Origin of the sequence: Limnohabitans sp. (assembly GCF_030158565.1) — a bacterium.
Taxonomy (GTDB): domain Bacteria; phylum Pseudomonadota; class Gammaproteobacteria; order Burkholderiales; family Burkholderiaceae_C; genus Limnohabitans_A.
Genome location: NZ_JAOASQ010000063.1, coordinates 1 through 22608, shown reverse-complemented (window position 1 = coordinate 22608; position 22608 = coordinate 1). Strand labels below are relative to the sequence as shown.

Below are 22608 nucleotides of genomic sequence, written 5' to 3'. Positions count from 1 at the left end.
CAATTTCAGGCCACATCGGCCATAGACACTGCGGACTCCATGTCCACAGCCACAATGCGCGAAACGCCCTGCTCCTGCATGGTCACGCCAATCAACTGCTCGGCCATTTCCATGGCGATCTTGTTGTGGCTGATGAACAGGAACTGCGTTTCCTTGCCCATGCCTGCGACCAGTTTGGCGTAGCGTTCGGTGTTGGCGTCGTCCAGCGGCGCGTCCACCTCGTCGAGCAAGCAAAACGGTGCAGGGTTGAGCTGAAAAATCGCAAACACCAGCGCAATCGCCGTCAGGGCTTTTTCACCACCGGACAACAGATGGATGGTCTGGTTTTTCTTGCCAGGCGGCTGCGCGAGGACCTGCACACCCGCATCCAAAATTTCGTCGCCGGTCATGACCAAGCGCGCATTGCCGCCACCAAACAGCTCGGGGAACATGCGGCTGAAATGCTCGTTGACGATCTTGAAAGTGCCGCCCAGCAATTCACGGGTTTCACCGTCAATCTTGCGGATCGCGTCTTCGAGGGTGTTCATGGCCTCGGTCAAGTCGGCATTTTGCGAGTCCAGGAAAGTCTTGCGTTCGCGCGAAGTGGAGAGCTCTTCCAGCGCGGCCAGGTTGACCGGGCCCAGGGCCGTGATTTCGCGGTGGATGCGGTCGATCTCACCTTGCAAACCGGTCACGCGCACCTGACCGGTCTCGATCGACAGGGCCACGGCTTCCAGATCGGCTTGCGCATCGGCCAGCAACTGGGTGTATTGCTCCAGGCCCAAGCGGGCAGCTTGCTCCTTGAGCTGTAAATCGGTGATGCGCTGGCGCAGGGGCTCGAGCTCGCGTTCAAAGGCCACGCGGCGTTCGTCGCTGGCGCGCAGTTTGGCGGTCAGATCGTCGTAGGCACTGCGGCGGGCAGCCAGGGCCTGCTCGCGCTCCATCTTGACGGCCAGCACGTTTTGCAAACCGGCTTGCGCAGCGGCATCGGTCAAGCGGCTCAATTCGTCGCGGGCGCGCTGCATTTCGGCGTCGATGCTGGCCACTTGCTGTTGCGCGGTCTCGATCGTGCGGCTCAATTCTGCGCGGCGCGCATCCAGGCTGCGCTGCGAGAACTGCGCCTCCTGGGCTCGGCGCTCCAGGCTGCGTTGCTGTTCACGGCATTCGCCCAGCTTGCGCTCGGCCTCGATCACGCGCTCGTCCAGCTGCGCATGGAGTTCCTGGCTGTCGGCCAGTTGCATGTCCAGCTCTTCAAAACGGGCTTCGGCCGTGACGCGCCGCTCTTGCAGCTCCTCCAGCAAAGCGTCCACTTCGGCCAGGTCGTTGTTGATCTGTTCGCTGCGGGCGCGGGTTTGTTCCACCAGTTGCGACAGGCGCAAAGTCTCCACCTGCAGCTCATGGGTGCGCGACTGGCTTTCGGCCGCTTCGCGCCGCACGGTGATCAGACGCTGCGAAGCATCGGCATAAGCCGCTTCAGCGCGCACCAACGCACTGCGGCTTTCTTCGGCGATCAGGGTTTGCGCACGCTGCTGCTTTTCGAGGTTTTCAATGTCTTGTGCGCGGCCCAGCAAACCGGCTTGCTCGGAGTCTTGCGCGTAAAAGACCACGCTGTTCAAGTCGACCGCATGGCCCGCTTGCACCAACAGCGTTTCGCCCGGCTGGAGCTGGCTGCGCCAGGCCAAAGCTTCTTCGATGCTGGGTGCGGTGTAGCAGCCTTGCAGCCAATCGGTCACCAAGGCGGACAAACCGGCATCCGAAATCCGCAGCTTTTGCGCCAAAGGCAGGCAGCCGCTCGGCATGCCGCTGCGTGGCTTGGCGCTAGAGGCCAAAGGCGAAGTGAAGAATGACAGCTTGGCTGGAGGCGCATCGCCAGCAAAGGCGCGCACCATGTCCAGACGAGACACTTCCAGGGCGGACAGGCGTTCGCGCAGGGCCGATTCGAGCGCGTTTTCCCAGCCCGACTCGATGTGGATGCGGCTCCACAGGCCTTCAAGTCCATCCATTCCATGCTTGGACAGCCAGGGCTTGAGCTTGCCGTCGGTGCGGACTTTTTCTTGCAAGGCCTTGAGCGCCTCGATGCGGGCGCTCAGATCCGCCAAGCGGGCCGACTCTTCGTTGACCGCTTTTTGGCGCTCACGGCGGTCTTCGTCCAGCGCAGGCACCATTTCTTGCAAGTCGTGCAAACGGGCTTCCGATTCGGCCGCTTGGGCCTCGGCCGCAGCCAGCTGCTCTTGAAGATTGTGCAGACGGGCCTCATCGGGCGCGGCCAAGGCATTGCGATCGGTCAGCAAGCGTTCACGGCGATTCTCGAGCTGGCGCGATTGTTCTTCGACGTTGCGCTGGTCTGCGGCCAGCACGCCAATTTGCTGCTGCACCTGGACCACGCTGGCGCGCTGCCCAGTGGCGTCGTTTTGCGCTTTGCGCAAGGCTTCTTCCAGATCGGGCAAGGCCATGGCCTGGTCTTCGACCTGGGCGGCCAGCGTCATGCTCTGGTCTTCGGCCATGGCCGCTTGCTCGGCCAGGGTTTCCAGCTCCGTTTTGGCGTCTTCGCTGCGTGTGCCCCACTGGGCGGTCTGTTCCATCAACTGCTGTAGGCGCTGCTCGGCGCGCTGGCGGCCTTCCACCACAAAACGGATTTCGGCTTCGAGGCGCCCCACTTCGGCACTGGCTTCGTACAAAGCGCCTTGCGCTTGGTTGACCTGGTCGCCCGCGTCATAGTGCGCCTGGCGGATGGTTTCCAGGTCGGACTCCACATGGCGCAAATCGGCAATGCGCGATTCGAGCGCATTGACCGCTTGGTCCACATCGCTCTTGACTTTGCCCTGGTCGCTTTCAGCATCGCGGCGCTTCAAGAACCACAGCTGGTGTTGCTTGAGCGTGCTGTCGGCCTGCAGGTTGTTGTAGCGTTGGGCCACTTCGGCCTGCTTTTCGAGCTTTTCGAGGTTGGCATTCAACTCGCGCAGGATGTCCTCAACCCGGGTCAAGTTTTCTCGGGTGTCCGACAGGCGGTTTTCGGTCTCGCGGCGGCGCTCCTTGTATTTGGAGACGCCCGCAGCCTCTTCGAGGAACAAACGCAGCTCTTCGGGGCGCGACTCGATGATCCGGCTGATGGTGCCCTGGCCAATGATGGCGTAAGCGCGTGGGCCCAGGCCCGTGCCCAAAAACACGTCCTGCACGTCACGGCGGCGCACCGGCTGGTTGTTGATGTAGTAGCTGCTGTTGCCGTCGCGGGTCAGCACGCGCTTGACGGCGATCTCAGCAAACTGGCCCCACTGGCCGCCTGCCCGGTGGTCGGCGTTGTCAAACACCAGCTCCACACTGGCGCGGCTGGCGGGCTTGCGGGTGGTGGTGCCGTTGAAGATCACATCCTGCATGGACTCGCCACGCAGCTCGGACGCCTTGGACTCGCCCAACACCCAACGCACCGCGTCCATGATGTTGGATTTGCCGCAACCGTTGGGGCCGACCACGCCCACCAGCTGCCCGGGCAGCAGGAAGTTGGTCGGCTCAGCGAACGATTTGAAGCCAGAAAGCTTGATGGAATTGAGACGCACGGCGGTCGGATCGATCAAAAAAAGAGTAAACGAAATGACGCAACACACGGTGCATCAGCCCGATTGAAAGCCTGTACCCGGACGCCCGGAACAGTCTTCAATATTACCTTAGCCAACCGGCCCAACCGATCCCGGATAATCGGGGGATGAATCCCCTTCTCGCCAAGCTGCAGCCCTACCCTTTTGAACGGCTGAAACAACTGTTCGCCGCCGTCACGCCCAACCCCGCCTTGAAGCCCATCAGCCTGGGCATTGGCGAGCCCAAACACGCCACGCCCGCTTTCATTCAGGAAGCGCTCAAGGCGGCGGTGGCCACCGGCTTGTCGGCCTACCCGGCCACAGCAGGCGAGCCCGCCTTGCGAAAAGCCTGTGCGGCTTGGCTCAAAACCCGCTACGACCTGACGCTGGACCCGGCCACCCAGGTGCTGCCCGTCAACGGCTCGCGCGAGGCCCTGTTTGCCCTGACGCAAACCGTGATCGACCCGACCCGCCCCGGCGCCACCGTGGTCAGCCCCAACCCCTTCTATCAAATTTACGAAGGCGCGGCCTTGCTGTCGGGCGCTGAGCCTTATTACGTGCCCAGCGACCCAGCGCGCAACTTTGCCAACGACTGGGACAGCGTGCCCGCCGAGGTCTGGGCCCGCACGCAGCTGCTGTTTGTCTGCTCGCCCGGCAACCCCACGGGCGCAGTGATGCCGCTGACTGAATGGCAAAAGCTGTTTGCCCTGTCGGACCAGCACGGTTTCGTGATCGCATCCGACGAGTGCTACAGCGAGATTTATTTCCGCGAAGAAGCGCCTTTGAGCGGTCTGGAAGCCGCCCATCAGCTGGGCCGCACCGATTTCAAGCGCCTGATCGCCTTCACCAGCCTCTCCAAACGCAGCAATGTGCCGGGCCTGCGCAGCGGTTTTGTGGCGGGCGACGCGGCCATCATCAAGCAGTTCTTGCTCTACCGCACCTACCACGGCAGCGCCATGAGCCCGGTGGTGCAATCGGCCAGCGTGGCCGCCTGGGGCGACGAGGCCCATGTGGTGGACAACCGCAACCAATACCGCACCAAGTTTGCACAGGTCACCCCCGTGCTGGCCGAAGTGCTGGACGTGAAACTGCCCGACGCCAGCTTTTACCTGTGGGCCGGTGTGCCTGCGGGCTGGCAAGGCGACGACACCGCTTTTGCCAAGGCGTTGTATGAGTCCGAAAGCGTCACCGTGCTGCCTGGCAGTTACTTGGCCCGCGAGTTCAACGGTTCTAACCCCGGCCGTGGCCGCATCCGCATGGCCCTGGTGGCCGAAACCGCCGAGTGCCTGGAAGCGGCTGAGCGCATCGCCCGCTTCGTGCGGGCCCAACCTCAAAAGATGGACCCCGGGTCAAGCCCGGGGTGACAGTTCCACTGTGCTTGTTTTGTGCAAAGCCCTGCTTATCACGTGTTGTCATGCCGGGCTTGACCCGGCATCCATCTTCTTGAGAGACCCCAAACGATGACCACCACCCGCCCCTCCGTTTGTCACGACACCCTGCGCCTGGCCGAGCAGCTGATCTCCAAACCCTCGGTCACGCCTGAGGATGCGGGCTGCCTGGACCTGATCGCCGACGCCCTGAAACCGCTGGGCTTTGTTTGCGAGTTCATGGACTCTGGCCCCGACACCTTCCGCGTTCGCAACTTGTGGGCCAAGCGCGCAGGCACTTCGGACCAGACCCTGGCTTTTGCCGGCCACACCGACGTGGTGCCCACCGGGCCATTGACCCAATGGGACACCGACCCTTTCACCCCCACCCACCGCGACGGCAAGTTGTTTGGCCGGGGCGCGAGCGACATGAAGACCTCGCTGGCCGCCATGGTGGTGGCCGTGCAAGAGTTTCTGGCTGCTAACCCCAACCCGAAGCTAGGCATCGCCTTTTTGCTGACCAGTGACGAAGAAGGCCCGGCCGTTGACGGCACGGTGGTGGTGTGTGAAAAGCTCAAAGCCCGTGGCGACGCGCCACAGTTTTGCATCGTGGGCGAGCCCACCTCGGTGCAGCAAACCGGCGACATGATCAAAAACGGCCGGCGCGGCACCATGAGCGGCAAGCTCACCGTCAAAGGCGTGCAGGGCCACATCGCCTACCCGCACCTGGCCGACAACCCGATCCACCGCCTGGCCCCCGCGCTGGCCGATTTGGTGGCGATTCGCTGGGACGAAGGCAATGCCTTCTTCCCACCCACCAGCTGGCAGGTGAGCAACATCCACGCGGGCACAGGCGCAAGCAACGTGATTCCCGGCGACTGCGTGGTGGATTTCAACTTCCGCTTTTGTACCGAATCCACGCCCGAAAGCCTGCAGCAACGCCTCACGGCCGTGTTGGACCAACATGGTTTGAAATACGAGCTGAACTGGACGATTGGCGGCCTGCCGTTTTTGACCATACCCGGCACTTTGGTGGCCGCTGTGCAAAAAGCGATTGCCGACGAAACGGGCCTCACCACCGAGCTGTCCACCACCGGCGGCACCAGCGACGGCCGCTTCATCGCCCAGATTTGCCCGCAGGTCATCGAATTCGGCCCACCCAACGCGACCATCCACAAGGTCAACGAGCATGTGGCGCTGAGTGACATTGCGCCACTCAAAGCCATCTACCGCCGAACGCTGGAACAACTCAACCTGGACTTGTCTGCATGAGCGTTTTGAACCTGTCCTCACTGATCGAGCAATCGGCCGAGCGCCTGACACAAGCCCAAGTGGCCTTTGGTCACGGCACCCAGAACGCTTTTGACGAAGCCGTCTGGCTGGTGCTCTGGCGCTTGGGCCTACCGCTGGACACCGATCTGGACGAGGTGGCCGATCAAGTTGTAACGCCCGAGCAGCAAGCGGCCTGCGCTGCGCTGATCGAAACACGCATCACCACCCGCAAGCCTGCCGCCTACCTCACGCAAGAAGCCTGGCTGCAAGGCGTGTCGTTTTACATCGACGAGCGCGCCATCGTGCCGCGCAGCCTGATCGCCGAGGTGCTGGCCGACGGCACCATCGACGCCTGGCTGAGCGAGCAAACCCAACACGTGCTGGACCTGTGCACCGGCAACGGCAGCCTGGCTGTGCTGGCGGCGCTGGCCTGGCCAGAGGTGCAAGTCACCGGGGCCGACATTTCTCATGATGCGCTGGCCGTGGCCGCCATCAATGTGGAGCGCCACGGTCTGCAAGACCGCGTGCAACTGGTGCACAGCGATGGCCTTGCGGCCCTGCCCGGCCCCTTTGATTTGATCCTGTGCAACCCGCCTTACGTGTGCCAAGCCGGCATGGACGCGCTGCCCGCGGAGTACCGCACCGAGCCCGAGTTGGCCTTGGCTGGCGGCACGGACGGCATGGACTTTGTGCGCCAGCTGTTCAAAGATGCGCCTGCACGCATGAGTGAGCACGCAGTCCTGGTGCTGGAGATCGGCAACGAGGTGGCGCATTTCATGGCGGCTTTTCCCGAATTGGAAGTGGCCTGGCTCGACACCAGTGCAGGCGACGATCAAGTTTTGTTGACCACCCGCGAAGCCCTGCTCGCTTTGTCCATGGCCTCCTGAATACCCTCCCCGAGAAGTCGGGGACGGTCAAACTTTGAACCGGCCATCTGAGCGACCGCTACATCGGCGAAAATGGCTGCTTACGCCCTTTGAGCTCAGCCTTGAAGCTGACTCTGCCCCCATTGCCGGAATCTGTCCGGCCACTGCTTTTTCATGATCAACCTCAAAAACGTCACCCTTCGCCGCGGCACCAAAGTGTTGCTGGACCAGACTTCGGTCACCCTCAACCCCGGAGAAAAGGTCGGCTTGGTCGGGCGCAATGGCGCGGGCAAATCCACTTTGTTTGCGCTGTTCAACGGCACGCTGCACGAAGACGGCGGCGACTTCGAGATGCCCAAAGCCTGGCGCATGGCGCAAGTGGCGCAAAACATGCCCGAGACCGACCAGCCCGCCAGTGAGTTTGTGCTGGAAGGCGACACGCGCCTGGCCGAGCTGCGCCAGCGTTTGGTGGCCGCTGAAGCCAGTGGCGACGGCATGGAGATGGCCCACGTCTACACCGATCTGGCCGATGCCGGTGACCACGACGCCCTGCCCCGAGCCGAGGCGCTGATTTTGGGTCTGGGCTTTCGGGTGGACGAACTGAACAACCCCGTCAACAGCTTTTCGGGCGGCTGGCGCATGCGCTTGCAACTGGCCCGGGCGCTGATGTGCCCGTCGGACATTTTGTTGCTCGACGAACCCACCAACCACTTGGACTTGGACGCTCTGGTCTGGCTGGAAGCCTGGCTGCAGCGCTATGCGGGCACCATGATCGTGATCAGCCACGACCGCGAGTTTCTGGACGCGGTGACCAACGTCACCTTGCACATCGACCACGCCAAACTCACACGCTACGGCAGCAACTACAGCGGCTTTGAAATCTTGCGCGCGCAGCAAATGGAGCTGCAACAGGCCTCGTTTGCCAAGCAGCAAGACAAGATCGCCCACCTGCAAAAGTTCATCAACCGCTTCAAGGCCCAGGCCAGCAAGGCCAAGCAGGCGCAAAGCCGGGTCAAGGCGTTGGAGCGCATGGAAAAAGTGGCTCCCTTGCTGGCCGAGGCCGAATTCACCTTCGGCTTCAAGGAGCCCAACAACCTGCCCAACCCGATGCTGGCCATCAGCGATGCCAGCTTTGGCTACATCGTCGACGAAGAGCCCAAGGCCATCTTGCAAGGCGTGAGCAAATCGGTACTGGCCGGGCAACGCATCGGCATTTTGGGAGCCAACGGCCAGGGCAAATCGACCTTGGTCAAGACCATTGCCCGGACCATGCCGCTGCTGGCGGGCACGCTGACCGAAGGCAAAGGCCTGAACATCGGCTACTTTGCCCAGCAGGAACTGGACGTGCTGCACCCGCAGGACAACCCGCTGGAGCACATGATCCGCCTGGCCAAAGAGCTGGGGCCGAACAGCGGCGAGCCCAGCCGCGAGCAGGATTTGCGCAACTACCTGGGCACCTTCAACTTCAGTGGCGACATGGTCAAGCAGGCCGTGGGCACCATGAGCGGCGGCGAAAAAGCCCGCCTGGTGCTGGCCATGATCGTGTGGCAGCGCCCCAACCTCTTGCTGCTGGACGAGCCGACCAACCACCTGGACTTGGCCACTCGCGAAGCGCTGTCGATGGCGCTCAACGAGTTTGAAGGCACCGTCATGCTGGTCAGCCACGACCGCGCCTTGCTGCGTGCGGTGTGCGATGAGTTCTGGATGGTGGGCCGCGGCAAGGTCGAGCCCTTTGACGGCGACCTGGACGACTACCAGCGCTACCTGCTGGACGAGTCCAAACGCCTGCGCGAAGAAGCCAAAAATTCAGCCCGAGACGCGGCCAGCAGCGCCTCGGCGGTGCCCGCTGCAGTCGCCGTGGCAGCTCCTGTTGCAGCACCCGTGGTCGCAGCACCGGCCCCGGCTGCGCAAGCTGCTGTCAGCACTGCCGAGCAACGCAAGCTCGATGCGCAACGCCGCCAGCAATTGGCTGCACAAACCCGTCCGCTCAAAAAAGAGCTGGAACAAAACGAGCAGCGCATGGGGGTGATTGAGCAAGAAAAAACCGCGCTCGAAGCGCAACTGAGCACACCCCTGCCGCCCACTGAAATCGCCGAAGCCGGTCGCCGCCTGAAGGCTTTGACCGATGAAGTGGCCTCGCTGGAAGAGCGCTGGCTGGAGTTGACGGCCTTGCTTGAAGCGGCTGCTTAAAAACGCACAGCACCATGAAAAAAACCGGGCGCCCTTGCAGGTCGCCCGGTTTTTTTATAGACAGTGCAAAAAATCAGCCACCGACCACAGACCAGCCTGCATGCTGGTCGGCCTTGTTGTTTTCATATTCCCAGCTGGTGCCGCAGCGGTCACAGCGGTAGCGGGTGATGGTGACCGTGCCGCTGTCGCGCAGCTCTTTGCGGTTGGTGCCTTGCACCAGTTCGGCATGACCGGGCGCACGGCGCCAATTGCGCTGGATGCCCGAGCAAGGCTCGCAAAGCACCATTTTTTTCAATTCATTCTGGATGTTCTGTTGAGCGCTCATGGACAGCTGTCGGTTGGGCATGAAGGGTTGGCACATCAGGATGATGGCAAAAACCCAAGAAAAAAGCACTTTGTATTTTCATACAAAGTGCTTTTCGGATTGGTGGGACCAGCGGGGGTCGAACCCACGACAAACGGATTAAAAGTCCGCTGCTCTACCAACTGAGCTATGGTCCCTTTGCTGCATTGCGGTGCACTGCAGCAAGACTTAGATTATAGCCTTATTTTTTGGTCTTCTGAGAGCCAGCGGCCAAAAAATTCAAAATTTCTGAAGCCGCACACATGCCAAAGGTCGCCGTCACGCTGACCACCGATCCGTAGCCGTGGCAATTGAGCGAGCCATCGCCTTCGATGGCACATGAGGCATCTGGCGGCGCGACCGACTCGCGGCTGAACACACCTTGCACGCCCATGCGCTTGTCACCTTTGGGGGCGCCATGGTGCTTGCGCAAACGGTAACGCACTTGGGCCAGCAAGGGATCGTGCGTGATGCGGGACAAGTCGTCCACATCCACTTTGTGGGCCAGTCGTTTGCCGCCCGCAGCGCCCACCGTGATGAAACCCACTTTGTGGCGCAAGGCCCAATCGGCCATGGCCACTTTGGCCTTGACCTGATCGCAAGCATCGATCACGGCATCGGGCGTGGCCGGCAACAAAGCAGGCCAGTTGTCGGGCGACACAAAGTCATCGACCGCATCGACCTGACACTGCGGATGGATCAAGGCGATGCGCTCACGCATGGCCTCAACCTTGGCTTGGCCTGCCGTGGACGTCAGGGCATGGATTTGCCGGTTGATGTTCGATTCGGCAATGTGGTCCATGTCCACCAGCGTCAAGCGAGCAACCCCACTGCGGGCCAGCGCCTCTGCGGCCCATGAGCCAACACCGCCTATGCCCACCACCACCACATGCGCCTGGCGGATGCGCTGGGCTCCATCCATGCCATACAGGCGCTGCAAGCCGCCAAAGCGGCGTTGCTCTTCATCGTTCCATTCGTTCATGCCTGTGACTCCGCTCGGCGAAGCTGCCACTGCAAAGTCAACACGGCACCCAAGACAATGCTCAACACCGCGCACAAGCTGCCGACACTCAGGGTAGACAGTCCCGACAAGCCCTGACCAATGCTGCAGCCCATGGCCATCACAGCGCCCATGCCCATCAAGGCCCCACCCAGCACATGCCTGGCCAAATCGTCCATGCGGGTGAAGCCTTCCCATCGGAACGCGCCTTGCTGAACGGTGCTGACCCAAGCGCCCAGTAGGAGGCCCAATGCTAGGGCCATGCCCAGATTCACACGTTTGCTGCCATCGCTGAAATACATGAAGGCATCCAGGGTATAGGCCACCGGAGCCGTGAAGCTCATGGACTCCATGCGGCCACTTGCGGTGGTCAAGAACACCGCCTCCAAGGTCTCGGGATGCTCAGGCACGAAGCCATGGACACCGCTGATCCACCAAACAGCCCAAACCACTGCCCCACTCAACAAACCCGGCCCGTACGCGCTGGCGGCACGAAAAGCCCGATCCTTGAAAACCCAGACCATCAACACAGCCGATGACAGCACGGACATGACGCCCATGCCTTTGGGCAAAGACCATCCGGTCAAAGCACTGAGCCACTGTCCCACAAAAGGCGCTGACAGCGGCAAAGTAAAGGCGTCCAGCACTTGCACACGCCAGACAGCCGGCAGACCACGCATGGTGGCCAAGGCAAAGATGCCCATGCTCATGAGAACGACCAGCGATTTCAAATTACCGCCCGCCAGGCGAGTGATGTTTTTGGTGGTACAGCCCGACGCCAACACCATGCCGACACCAAACATCAGACCGCCCAAAGAAAGGGTCAGCCAATTGAGTGCACGTGTGCCATAAATGGTATTGAAGGGACTGATCATGCCCAACCATGCCATGCAGCCAAAGCCGAGAACAGCGATGGCCACAGCGAGCACCCATTGGCGAAGGCGCGTGCTGTCACCCATCATCACCACATCGCTGATGGCGCCCATGGTGCAAAAGTGGCTGCGCTGCAAAAGCACACCCCACAAAAATGCGACTCCAAAACAAAGGCCCAAAACCTCCAGGTTTTGGGCCTGCAATGGCAACAATGACATCACAAACGCCTCATGCCTTAACGCAATCGCGTCAGTCGATCACGCGCCGTGTTGGCGGCTTCAGATGCAGGAAAGGCCTTGACCAAGTCATCCAGCGTCTTGCGCGCTGCTTTGAGATCTTTGAGTTCGAGTTGCACATTGGAAATCGCCAGCATCGCCTCGGGTGCGCGGGCATGACCTGGCGCCACATTCAGCAATTGCTGGAAATTGGCCATCGCGTCCTTGTAGGACTTGTTGGCGTACTGCGCATTGCCCAACCAGAACAAGGCCGAAGGGGCATAACCGCTTTTGCCATTGCGCTGCAAGAACTGCACCAAAGCCGTTTGAGCCGCCACGAAATCGCCCTTGCGGAAAATATCCATGGCGCCTTCATAGTCTCGTTTTTCAGCGGGTTCCACCAGAAACTCTCGCCCATCCACAGACACTTTGACAGGCTCAAATTTGCGCAGACGCTCATCGACACCGGCCGCCACATCTTTTTGACGCTGCTGAATATCTGACACATCACGCGCCAGGTTTTCATGGGCGCCACGGCTTTGGGACAGATCGCCACGAAGGCTTTCGATTTGCGACTGCAAGTCGAGCAAGGAGCGCCGCAACTGCGCGTTTTCCTCGGCGAAGTTCTTGTTCGATTGCTCCAAACGCTGGCGCAAATCCAAAATGGCACGGCGCGCCTCATCGTCGTCAAACAAGGCCGCTTGAGCCAACCCGGTCAAGGCACTCAATGCCAAGGCCAGTGCAAGCTGGTTCAATGAAAAGCGAAAATTCAGGCGCATGGTCTTGACGATCAGTAGCGGATTTCAACGCGGCGGTTCTTGGCCAAGTCCGTTTCGGACGAACCCATGGCCGCAGGCTTTTCCTTGCCATAGCTGACAGCCTCAACTTGGCTGTCAGACACGCCCAACAATGTCATGGCTTGTCGCACGGCTTCGGCACGCTTTTGACCCAGGGCCAAGTTGTACTCTCGGCCACCGCGTTCATCGGTGTGACCTTCCAGCGAAGCTTTGCGCTGCTGGTTGGCTTTCAAGAAACGGGCATGGGTTTCGATCAATGGACGGGCTTCCGCACGCACGACGTAGCTGTCGTAATCGAAATACACCACGGTCCCCACACCGGCAGGTCCAACACCCGCTCCGGACTTATCGGTCAACACGCCGGCAACGCCGTTTTGCCCAGAACCAATGCCTTGGCTGTTGGCACCCGAAGAGGTCGCGCTCTTGTCTTCCACAGGCACATCGTCAAGTTTCACGCCCGAAGCGCAACCAGACAACAAAGCCACCATCAACAAACCAACCCAGACACTTTTTTTCATCATCAACCTCGTCTATCAAAAAAAACAAACAAATATTATTTGCGCAAAGGACCCCAGTGGGGTTCACGGATATCGCCGCCCTGCCCTGACAAACGGGCTTTGATGCGGCCATCCAACGTCGTCGTCATCAAGGCTTCCTGACCTTGCTGCAAAGTTGCGTACACAAGGAGTCGGCTGTTGGGCGCAAAGCTGGGGCGCTCGTCAGCAGATGTGTCGGTCAATGCCGTGACTTGGCCAGAGTTCAAGTCCATGATGTGCAAACGGAAAACAGCACCACTGCGGGAAACATAAGCCAGCCATCGCCCATCGGGACTGAGGGCGGGAGAAATGTTGTAGCTGCCGGAAAACGTCACACGTTCTGCAGGGCCGCCCTGAGCGGGCATGCGGTAGACCTGAGGACTTCCCCCGCGGTCGCTGACGAAATACAAAGCAGAGCCATCGGGCGTGAAGACAGGCTCGGTGTTGATCGAGCCCGCTTGCGTCAGTTTGCGGGGTTCGCCACCATTCAAATCGATCCTGAAAAGTTGAGAGCCCCCATCACGGCTGAGCGTGGCGACCAAAGAACGCCCATCGGGTGCCCAAGTCGGTGCACTGTTGGAGCCTTTGAAGTTGGCCACGGGACGTCTCTGACCAGAGGCGAGTTCGTGCACATAGACCACAGGCTTGCGCAGCTCGAAGGACACGTAAGCCAACTGCGTGCCGCTGGAAGACCAGGATGGTGAAATGATGGGTTCCGGGCTGCCCAGAGCAGCTTTGGCACCCTCGCCATCAGAGTCGGCGATCCAGAGGGTATAACGGCCTGAAGATTTGGTGACGTAAGCAATACGGGTTGCAAATGCGCCCTGCACCCCCGTCAACTGCTGGTAAATCCAGTCGGACATGCGGTGGGAAGACAAGCGCAAATCAGCCGCAAGGACCGTCTCACGGAACTCGGCCTTTTCTTGGCCTTTGACCGCGTCCCACAAACGGGCTCGAACATCAAAACGACCGTCCGCCAATCGGGTAACAGAGCCGGCCAGCAAGGCTTCTGCCGACAATTGACGCCAAACTGACCAATCAGGACGGCTCGCTTCATCGAGCTGAACGTTGCCCGCAGGCAAACCTTTGAATTGACCGCTCCGCTCCAGATCGGCCAAAACAATCGAGGAAATTTTTTGGGGTGCCTGCGCCTCGCCCTTGAAGGGCGCAATCACGACAGGCAACTGCGTCATGCCCACACCGGAGACTTCGACACGAAACTGCGACCAAGCTGGCAGGTGCAAAGCGAACAAGGCCAACCAAGGCATCAGCCAGCGAAGGGCAAAGTTTTGCAAAGGAAATCGCTTGATGTGTAGCACGTTGAACATCGCCATGAAAGACAGGTGCTTATCGTACACCGTCCAAGCCCCGTTTCAGGACGGCCAGTCGGCTGAAAAACGGAGCCAACACGCCTGGGTTTGCCTGCTTACAATCGAATTGAACATGCACAACGACCAAAACACCCCCCCAGCCCCCAGCATTCGCAGCAGAATGTTGAAACTGGCGCCTTATTTTGCCCGCCAACGTGGCATATGGGCCATGGCGCTTGCCGCCACTTTGGTTGCAGCACTGACCGAACCCTTGATACCGGCTCTCTTCAAACCACTTTTGGACGAGGGTTTTGCGGGCAACAGTTTGCCCATCTGGTTGATCCCCGTGACCGTGATCGGTTTATTTTCGATCCGAGGCATCACTTTTTTCCTGGCGCAATACGCACTGGCACGCGTGACCAACGATGGCATGGAGATGCTGCGCAATGACTTGTTTGCCAAGATGGTCAAGGCGGATTTGAGTCTGTTCAACCGCCAATCGGCCAGCGCCCTGTCCAACACAGTGGTGTACGAAGTGCTCAATGGCGCATCACAGTTGATTTCAGCCCTGATTGGGCTGAGTCGGGACGGGTTTACCTTGTTGGCGCTGGTGGGCTATTTGATGTGGCTTAACTGGAAGCTGACCCTGGTGGTGTTCATCGTCGCCCCGGCCCTGAGTTACATCATGAAGGCATTGTCCAAGCGCCTTTACCGCCTCACCCGCGAAAGCCAGGAATCCACAGACGCATTGGCCTATGTGGTCGAGGAAAACGTGCTAGCACACCGCATGATTCGACTGCATGGCGCTCAAAACCAGCAGATCGACCGGTTCGCTGCTCTGGGCAAGAACCTGCGCAAGCTCGCCCTCAAATCCACAGCTGCATCGGCGGCCATGTCGCCATTGACGCAGATCATGTCCGCCATAGCCCTGTCCATGGTGCTGGTGATCGCCTTGATCCAGAGCCGCGACAGCGCATCGGGTGCCACCGTCGGCGGATTTGTGGCCTTCATCACCGCCATGCTGATGCTGGTGTCCCCCATCAAACGGTTGGCTGAAGTGGCCAATCCGATCACACGCGGGCTGGCCGCACTGGAGCGCGGCCTGGCCTTGCTGCAAGACGCGCCGGAAGAAACCCAAGGCACGCACGAAGCAGTTCGCGCGACCGGCGCCATCGAATGGCAAGCCGTGAGCCTGCAATTCAAACCCGACAGCCCAGCCGCCTTGAGCGGTGTCTGCCTGGCTGTGCAGCCCGGAGAAACCGTGGCTTTGGTCGGCAGCTCCGGCGCCGGCAAATCCACCTTGATCCAGTTGTTGCCCCGCTTCCTCAATCCGACGCAGGGCCAGGTGCTGATCGACCAAGTGCCCGTGCAAGACTGGACTTTGCGCAGCCTGCGCCAACAAATTGCCATGGTCAGCCAGGATGTGGTCATGCTCAACGACACCTTGGCGGCCAACGTCAGCCTGGGTCAGACGCCTGACAGAGAACGCGTTCAGCGCAGCCTGGAAGCTGCCAATTTGTGGGCACACGTGACCCAGCTGCCGCAGGGCATGGACACCCTGCTCGGCCACAACGCCAACCAACTGTCTGGCGGTCAGCGCCAACGCCTGGCGATTGCCCGCGCTGTGTACAAAGACGCGCCAATCCTGATCCTGGACGAGGCCACCTCGGCTTTGGACAACGAATCAGAACGCCTGGTGCAAGACGCCTTGCAAAAACTGATGCAAGGCCGCACCACCTTGATCGTGGCGCACCGCTTGTCCACGATCGAGCATGCGGACCGCGTGGTGGTCATGGACCAAGGTCAGATCGTGGAGCAAGGTGCGCCTGAGCAGTTGCTGGCCGCAGGCGGTGCCTATGCGCGCTTGCACCACCGCGGCGAGTGGGCAGCCCCTGAGGCCTGAGTCCTGGCCCTAATTCCAGGCCCGAATCTGCGCCTCAGAGCAGCACGATGTCGTACTGCTCAGGCCCCATCGAAGACTCCACCTGCAGCGAAATCGGTTTGGCGATGAAATCCGACAAGCCGGCCAGGTGCTGGCTTTCTTCGTCGAGCAGCAAATCGATCACCGCCGCGCCCGCCACCACGCGGAACTCGCGCGGATTGAACTGTCGCGCTTCGCGCAGGATTTCGCGCAGGATGTCATAGGCCACTGAGCGTGCTGTTTTGACGATGCCCTTGCCTTGGCAGCTGGGGCATGGCTCGCACAGCATGTGCGCCAGAGATTCCCGGGTGCGCTTGCGCGTCATCTCCAGCAAGCCCAGCGACGAGAAACCGCCCGCCATGGTCTTGACCCGGTCGCGCGACAGCTGCTTGCGGAACTCGGCCAACACCTGTTCTTGATGGTCGCTGCGCGACATGTCGATGAAGTCGGCGATGATGATGCCGCCCAGATTGCGCAAGCGCAGCTGGCGCGCAATGGCCTGCGCGGCTTCCAGATTGGTTTTGAAGATGGTGTCTTCAAAATTGCGGGCCCCCACATAACCGCCGGTGTTCACATCCACCGTGGTCAAGGCTTCGGTCTGGTCGATGATCAGGTAACCCCCCGATTTCAAATCGACACGGCGCCCCAAAGCTCGGGCAATTTCTTCATCTATGGCATACAGGTCAAAGATCGGCCGCTCACCTTTGTACAGCAGCAAACGCTCGGCCGCCTTGGGCATGAACTCGCGGCCAAACTCGACGAGCTGGGCATATTGCTCTTGAGAGTCGATGCGGATGCTTTGCGTGACCTCGCCCACCAGATCGCGCAACACTCGCTGCAAAAGCGTCAAGTCCTGGTGCAGCAAAGAAGCTGGCGGCAAGCGCATCGACGCTTCTTTGATTCGGGCCCAAGTCTTGCGCAGGTAGGCGATGTCGTCTTGCAACTCTTCGTCGCTGGAGTCTTCGGCATTGGTGCGCAAAATGAAGCCACCACCGGCGGGCCCCACCAAGGCTTGCACGCGTTTGCGCAAAGCATCGCGCTGCTCAGACGGGATTTTTTGCGACACGCCGATGTGATCGTCTTGCGGCAAAAACACCAAGTGCCGCCCGGCAATGCTGATTTGCGTGGACAAGCGGGCGCCTTTGGTGCCCATCGGGTCCTTGATGACCTGCACCATGATGGCCCGGCCCTCAAACACCTGCTTTTCAATCGGCACCAGCGGTTGGCCCGTGCGTGCAGAGGCATCACCGTCGGTGTGTTTTTGCCAGACATCGGCCACATGCAAGAACGCTGCTTTGTCCAGACCGATGTCGATGAAAGCCGACTGCATGCCCGGCAACACACGGGCCACTTTGCCCAGGTAAACATTGCCCACCAAGCCACGCTCGAGCGTGCGCTCCACATGCAACTCTTGCACGGCGCCAAACTCGACGACCGCCACACGCGTCTCTTGCGGGGACCAATTGACCAAAATATCTTGTTGCATGGAACGCTTCGTGAGAAATGAGGGGTGTCGGTCAGCCGACATGGATCAGCAAGAGATGCCCACTGATCGCAAAAGCGTCGCCGTCTCGAACAGGGGCAGGCCCATGATGCCCGAATAACTGCCACGGATCTGTTCGATGTGCGACGCGGCCCTGCCCTGCACGCCGTAAGCGCCCGCCTTGCCCATGGGCTCGCCGCTGGCCACATAAGCCTTGATTTGCGCAGCGCTCATGGGCGCAAAACGCACCCACGACTCGGACACCGCCTGCACGCGTTTGTGGCCAGACTGAACAGCCACAGCGGTCAGCACGCGGTGCGTCTGACCCGACAGTTGCTGCAAGATGCGCCGGGCATCGGCTTCATCGACTGGCTTGCCCAAAATCTCGCGGCCCAAGGCCACGGTGGTATCGGCGCACAGCACCGGCGCTGCGGGCAAGCTCAAACGCTGGAGGCGGGCCACAGCGGCATCGAGCTTGAGTGCCGTCACTCGGGCCACATAACGGCGCGGGGCTTCGCGGCCACGGATGTCTTCCAGGGCTTCCGCATCTTCAGCGGCGTCGGGCAAGAGGAGTTCGTGGGCCACGCCGATCTGCGTCAGCAACTGGCTGCGGCGTGGGCTTTGCGACGCCAGGTAAATGAATGGACTCATTCGCGGTGGTAAGGGTGGTTGGCGTTGATCGACCAGGCGCGGTACAGCTGCTCAATCAACAGCACCCGAGCCATGGCGTGGGGCAAAGTCATGTCGGACAAACGGATGCGCTCGTGGGCAGCCTGGCGAAACTCGGGCTCCAGACCATCGGGCCCGCCAATCACCAAGGCCACATCGTCACCGCCCAACTGCCACGAGGTCAGCCGTGCGGCCAGGGCGTGCGTGGTGAGGTTGGTGCCGCGCTCGTCCAGCACCACGATGCGGGTGCCGCGAGGGATGGCCGCTTCGATGCGTTGGCGCTCGGCCGCATACAGCGTGGGCAAGGTTTTGGAGCCGCGTGGCTCGGTCTTCACCGCCTTGAGCTCCACTTTGAGCTCGGGCGGGAAACGCTTGGCATAGTCGTCCCAGGCGGTCTGCGCCCAGTCAGGCACACGCTGGCCGACCGCAACGATCAGCAGCTTCATGAACGGTCAGTCGGCTTTACGGCGGGTCGGTGCTTTGACCGCTTTGCGGGCGGGGGCCTTGGTGGCAGCAGCTTTGGCCGCCGCTTTGGGTGACGGCTTGCCCACGGTCTTCACGGTGGGTTTGGATGTGTTCTTGGCGGGTGCTGACTTGGCGGCGGGTTTGGAAGCAGTTTTCGCGGCTGATTTGGCCGGTGCCTTGGCTGCAGTTTTGCTGGCGGGTTTGGCCGATTTGGCTGGTGCCTTCAAAGCTACTTTGGACTTGGCCGCTGGTTTGACCGCCGTAGTCTTGCTCACCGTGGTTTTGGCAGCCGTCTTCTTGGCAGCGCTCTTGCGGGCGGTTGCCTTGGGCTCTGGTGCCGCGGGCTTGGGCGCACCAAACTTCAGGCGCACTGGCTTGTCGCCCCAGATTTCTTCGAGGTTGTAGTAGGTACGGATCGTGGGCTGCATGATGTGCGCCACGGCAGAGCCGCAGTCCACAATGATCCATTCACCGTTGTCTTCACCCTCGATGCGGGGCTTGCCGAAACCGGCTTCGCGCACCTTGTCGCGCACGCTGGCGGCCAAGGCTTTGGTCTGGCGGTTCGATGTGCCCGAGGCGATGATCACGCGCTCAAACAAAGGAGAAAGGTGTTCGGTGTCGAAAACTTGAAGGTCTTGCGCTTTCACGTCTTCCAGGGCGTCCACAATGGCACGCTGGAGTTTCTGAATGTCTTTTTTGGCAGCGGTGTCGGTCATCAGTGGGGCCTGTAGAGGTGGTGTTCGTGAATATAGCGCTCAACAGCGGGTGGCACCAGACCTGCAATGCTTTGGTCTGTGGTCACCAGCGCACGGATGTCCGTGGCACTGTGAGGCATGAGCGGCATCTTCAAGGAGTGGATGCGCGCGTCAAATGAGGGGTCAAGGGCTGCGGGTGGGGTTCCTGTGCTGGAATCACTCCAGGCCTGAACGGCTGCATCGCGGCCTGCGACGCAGATTATAGCGAGACGGGCGATTTCATCGACCTGGTGCCAGGACGGCAGTGAGCGGCGCTGGTCGTCGCCGATCAACAAATACAGCTGGGCTTGTGGGAATTCCGCCCTCAGCTCACGCAAAGTGTCGACGGTGTAGCTCGGCCCATGCCTGAGCATTTCACGCTCATCCACCCGCACATGGGGCACCGGGCCAAAAGCGAGTTGTGTCATCGCCAGGCGGTGCGCGGCATCGCTCAGGCTGCGCGTTTTGTGCCATGCCTGCCCGGTCGGCAAGACGCGCAGCTGATCGAGCTGCAGCTGCACAATGGCTGCTTGCACCAAAGCCACGTGGGCCAGGTGAGGCGGATCAAACGCTCCGCCAAAAACACCCAGTCGCATCGGTGGCTGTGCAGTGCTCAAATCCAGTCCTTGGGCACCAGATAATGGCTGAGCAATTGGGCCTCGGGTGAGCCTGCCTCGTCCTGGCGCTGATAGGACCAGCGCACCTCGGGTGGCATGGACAGCAAGATCGATTCGGTCCGACCACCGGACTGCAAACCAAAATGCGTGCCCCGGTCCCAGACCAGGTTGAACTCGACATAGCGGCCACGGCGGTACAGCTGGAAATCGCGCTCACGCTCGCCCCAGGCCATGTCTTTGCGACGTTCGACGATGGGCAGATAGGCTTTCAGCAAAGCATCGCCCACGCTTTGCAGCATGGCAAAGCTTTGGCCCATGCCCAGCTCCGAAAAGTCATCAAAGAAGATGCCACCGATGCCGCGTTGCTCGTGGCGGTGCTTGTTGCAAAAGTAATCGTCGCACCAGGTCTTGAAACGGGGATACAAAGCCTCGCCAAATGGGTTCAAGGCATCCTTGCAGGTCTGGTGAAAATGCACGGCGTCTTCGTCAAAGCCGTAATAAGGCGTCAAGTCCATGCCGCCGCCAAACCAGGCCACCGGTGCCCTGCCCTCGGGCTTGGCCGCGATCATGCGCACGTTCATGTGCACCGTGGGCACATAAGGGTTGCGTGGATGGAACACCAGCGAGACGCCCATGGCTTCAAATGCCGAACCCGCCAGTTCTGGACGATGTTGCGTGGCCGAGGGCGGCAACTGGGGGCCACTCACGTGTGAAAAACCACAGCCTGCGCGCTCAAAAATCGGGCCACCTTCCAGGATCTGGGTGATGCCGTTGCCTTGCAGTTTTTCGCCAGGCTCTTTGGTCCAGTGGTCCACCAGAAAAGGCGTGCCGTCCATGTCGGTCAGGGCTTGGGTGATGCGCGACTGCAGGCCCACCAGGTATTGCCGAACGGCGTTCAGATCAAGGGAATCGTTCATGAATGGATTGTTTTGTTGGCGCCACTGGCCTCAGGGCTCGGCTTGGACGCAGGGCTCCAAGGCAGCACAGGCGAGGCTTGCTCGTCGTGGTAACCCTTGACACCCTGAAAGACCTGGGCCATGTGGGCGTAATCGGCATCGACATCGCCCGTCAAATTGTAGAAATCGACCAAGGACAAGGTGCGTGTGCCCCAATCGATCTTGACCAGCGCCAAAGGCACGTCAGCGCCTTTGGCCACTTGGTAAAAACCGCTGCGCCAGCCGGGCGTCAGACTGCGCGTGCCCTCGGGGGCCAAGGCCAGCCAAAGCAGGCGCGCCTCGCGCTTGTGCTGCTCGAAGACCTGCACCATTTCGCCCACCACGCCTTTGGGTGAGCTGCGGTCAATCGGCACACCGCCCACCCAGCGCATCCATGCACCGAGCACCGGAAATTTGAACAAGGAATCCTTGCCCCAAAAATTGGCGGGAATGCCCAAGGCCCACTTGGCCAAAATGCCGACCGGGAAATCCCAATTGCTGGTGTGCGGGTACACGATGGCCACGCCTTGCAGCGTGGGGAAACCCTCAAAAGCCAGCTTCCAGCCAAAGGCTTTCAAAATCCAGCGCGCCAAGCGCGAGCCTTTGAAGGTCACAGGGTGTGTCATGGGCTGGGGCCTTTCAATGGCGCTTCAGTTTTTGATGGCGCGGTAGCCGATGTCTTTGCGCATTTGCATGCCGTCAAACTGGATGCTGCTGGCGGTCTGGTAAGCCTTTTGCTGCGCCAGGCGCACCGAATCGGCCAAGGCCGTCACGCACAAGACGCGACCACCCGAGGTCAGGATCTGCCCATCTTTCTCGGTGGTGCCCGCATGGAACACCATGGCGTCTTCGGCATCCGCAGGCAAGCCGCTGATGGCATCGCCTTTGCGCGGGTTCAGCGGGTAGCCGGCAGCGGCCATCACCACACCCAAAGCCACGCGGCGGTCCCACTCCAGCTCAATCTTGTCCAGACCTTCGGAGGTCGCGGCAAGCATGACTTCCACCAGATCCGACTTCAAACGCATCAGGATCGGCTGCGTCTCGGGATCGCCCATGCGGCAGTTGAATTCCAGCGTCTTGGGCTTGCCCTGTTCATCGATCATCAAACCAGCATACAAAAAGCCGGTGTAGGGAATGCCGTCTTTTTCCATGCCCTTGATGGTGGGCATGATCACCTCGCGCATGGCGCGGGCGTGCACATCGGCCGTGACCACGGGCGCTGGCGAATAGGCGCCCATGCCACCGGTGTTGGGCCCTTGGTCGGCGTCCAGCAGGCGCTTGTGGTCCTGGCTGGTGGCCAAAGCGGTCACGTTCTTGCCGTCACACAAGACGATGAAGCTGGCCTCTTCGCCTTGCAAAAATTCTTCAATCACCACGCGGGCGCCACCTTCGTTGTGGGTCACGCCCAAGGTGTTGTCCACCAGCATGAAGTCGATCGCTTCGTGCGCCTCGGCCAGGCTCATG

Annotated in this window: 20 protein-coding genes and 1 tRNA gene; 5 read left to right on the top strand and 16 right to left on the bottom strand. The window is 60.7% G+C overall.

Translation table 11 applies throughout. The features are described 5' to 3' along the window. Window positions 1–5: 5 nt before the first annotated feature. Window positions 6–3533, bottom strand: a complete 3528-nt coding sequence (smc, locus tag Q1W40_RS13140; RefSeq protein WP_300712807.1) for a chromosome segregation protein SMC — start codon at window positions 3531–3533, stop codon at window positions 6–8. 146 nt (window positions 3534–3679) lie between these two features. Between smc and dapC the strand changes: the two genes are divergently transcribed. From dapC to Q1W40_RS13120, 4 genes are all read left to right on the top strand, one after another. Further along, entirely contained in the window at window positions 3680–4915 is a 1236-nt protein-coding gene (dapC, locus tag Q1W40_RS13135; protein WP_300712805.1) for a succinyldiaminopimelate transaminase, read from the top strand. Between the two features lie 96 nt (window positions 4916–5011). Beyond that, window positions 5012–6190 carry a succinyl-diaminopimelate desuccinylase gene (dapE, locus tag Q1W40_RS13130; RefSeq protein ID WP_300712803.1) on the top strand — a complete coding sequence of 393 codons (1179 nt, stop codon included), beginning with the start codon at window positions 5012–5014 and terminating at the stop codon, window positions 6188–6190. Then, entirely contained in the window at window positions 6187–7077 is an 891-nt protein-coding gene (prmB, locus tag Q1W40_RS13125; protein ID WP_300712801.1) for a 50S ribosomal protein L3 N(5)-glutamine methyltransferase, read from the top strand. The genes dapE and prmB overlap by 4 nt, the downstream gene beginning before the upstream one ends. 153 nt (window positions 7078–7230) lie before the next feature. Next, window positions 7231–9246: an ATP-binding cassette domain-containing protein gene (locus Q1W40_RS13120; protein WP_300712799.1), complete on the top strand. Its 2016-nt coding sequence runs from the start codon at window positions 7231–7233 to the stop codon at window positions 9244–9246. Window positions 9247–9319: 73 nt separating this feature from the next. Here the strand turns inward: Q1W40_RS13120 and Q1W40_RS13115 are convergent, their stop codons facing one another. The 7 genes from Q1W40_RS13115 to tolB form a co-directional block, all read right to left on the bottom strand. Continuing rightward, window positions 9320–9571 carry a hypothetical protein gene (locus Q1W40_RS13115; protein WP_300712797.1) on the bottom strand — a complete coding sequence of 84 codons (252 nt, stop codon included), beginning with the start codon at window positions 9569–9571 and terminating at the stop codon, window positions 9320–9322. A 100-nt stretch (window positions 9572–9671) separates the two neighbouring features. Then, window positions 9672–9747, bottom strand: a tRNA-Lys gene (locus tag Q1W40_RS13110). Between the two features lie 44 nt (window positions 9748–9791). After that, a complete protein-coding gene (locus tag Q1W40_RS13105) occupies window positions 9792–10571 on the bottom strand; it encodes a tRNA threonylcarbamoyladenosine dehydratase (protein ID WP_300712795.1) in 780 nt (259 codons plus the stop codon). Next, the gene (locus Q1W40_RS13100) at window positions 10568–11680 is read right to left on the bottom strand and encodes a YeeE/YedE family protein (RefSeq protein WP_300712793.1); all 1113 of its coding nucleotides are present in this window, start codon (window positions 11678–11680) and stop codon (window positions 10568–10570) included. The genes Q1W40_RS13105 and Q1W40_RS13100 overlap by 4 nt, the downstream gene beginning before the upstream one ends. Before the next feature lie 17 nt (window positions 11681–11697). Continuing rightward, on the bottom strand, window positions 11698–12456 hold the full coding sequence (gene ybgF / locus Q1W40_RS13095; protein ID WP_300712791.1) for a tol-pal system protein YbgF: 759 nt from the start codon (window positions 12454–12456) through the stop codon (window positions 11698–11700). Window positions 12457–12467: 11 nt separating this feature from the next. Then, window positions 12468–12992 (bottom strand): peptidoglycan-associated lipoprotein Pal, encoded by a 525-nt coding sequence (gene pal, locus Q1W40_RS13090; RefSeq protein WP_199222235.1) that lies wholly within the window; start codon window positions 12990–12992, stop codon window positions 12468–12470. 35 nt (window positions 12993–13027) lie between these two features. Then, window positions 13028–14278 carry a Tol-Pal system beta propeller repeat protein TolB gene (tolB, locus tag Q1W40_RS13085; protein ID WP_300712954.1) on the bottom strand — a complete coding sequence of 417 codons (1251 nt, stop codon included), beginning with the start codon at window positions 14276–14278 and terminating at the stop codon, window positions 13028–13030. Window positions 14279–14453: 175 nt separating this feature from the next. Between tolB and msbA the strand changes: the two genes are divergently transcribed. Further along, entirely contained in the window at window positions 14454–16223 is a 1770-nt protein-coding gene (gene msbA / locus Q1W40_RS13080; RefSeq protein ID WP_300712790.1) for a lipid A export permease/ATP-binding protein MsbA, read from the top strand. Window positions 16224–16257: 34 nt separating this feature from the next. On the opposite strand, the gene rng is transcribed toward msbA, so the two are convergent. The 8 genes from rng to purD form a co-directional block, all read right to left on the bottom strand. Beyond that, entirely contained in the window at window positions 16258–17727 is a 1470-nt protein-coding gene (gene rng, locus Q1W40_RS13075) for a ribonuclease G (protein WP_108322597.1), read from the bottom strand. Window positions 17728–17772: 45 nt separating this feature from the next. Further along, window positions 17773–18375, bottom strand: coding sequence for a Maf family protein (locus Q1W40_RS13070; protein WP_300712786.1), 603 nt, complete (start codon window positions 18373–18375; stop codon window positions 17773–17775). Then, window positions 18372–18839, bottom strand: coding sequence for a 23S rRNA (pseudouridine(1915)-N(3))-methyltransferase RlmH (gene rlmH / locus Q1W40_RS13065; protein WP_300712784.1), 468 nt, complete (start codon window positions 18837–18839; stop codon window positions 18372–18374). The genes Q1W40_RS13070 and rlmH overlap by 4 nt, the downstream gene beginning before the upstream one ends. A 6-nt stretch (window positions 18840–18845) precedes the next feature. Next, window positions 18846–19574: a ribosome silencing factor gene (rsfS, locus tag Q1W40_RS13060; protein WP_300712782.1), complete on the bottom strand. Its 729-nt coding sequence runs from the start codon at window positions 19572–19574 to the stop codon at window positions 18846–18848. Then, a complete protein-coding gene (gene nadD, locus Q1W40_RS13055) occupies window positions 19574–20209 on the bottom strand; it encodes a nicotinate (nicotinamide) nucleotide adenylyltransferase (RefSeq protein WP_300712780.1) in 636 nt (211 codons plus the stop codon). Before nadD ends, rsfS begins: the two co-directional genes overlap by 1 nt. Beyond that, a complete protein-coding gene (gene hemF, locus Q1W40_RS13050; protein ID WP_300712778.1) occupies window positions 20206–21126 on the bottom strand; it encodes an oxygen-dependent coproporphyrinogen oxidase in 921 nt (306 codons plus the stop codon). The genes nadD and hemF overlap by 4 nt, the downstream gene beginning before the upstream one ends. Continuing rightward, window positions 21123–21770, bottom strand: coding sequence for a 1-acyl-sn-glycerol-3-phosphate acyltransferase (locus Q1W40_RS13045; protein WP_300712777.1), 648 nt, complete (start codon window positions 21768–21770; stop codon window positions 21123–21125). The genes hemF and Q1W40_RS13045 overlap by 4 nt, the downstream gene beginning before the upstream one ends. A 24-nt stretch (window positions 21771–21794) precedes the next feature. Then, window positions 21795–22608: phosphoribosylamine--glycine ligase (gene purD, locus Q1W40_RS13040; protein ID WP_300712775.1), on the bottom strand; the 814-nt coding region annotated here is incomplete at its 5' end.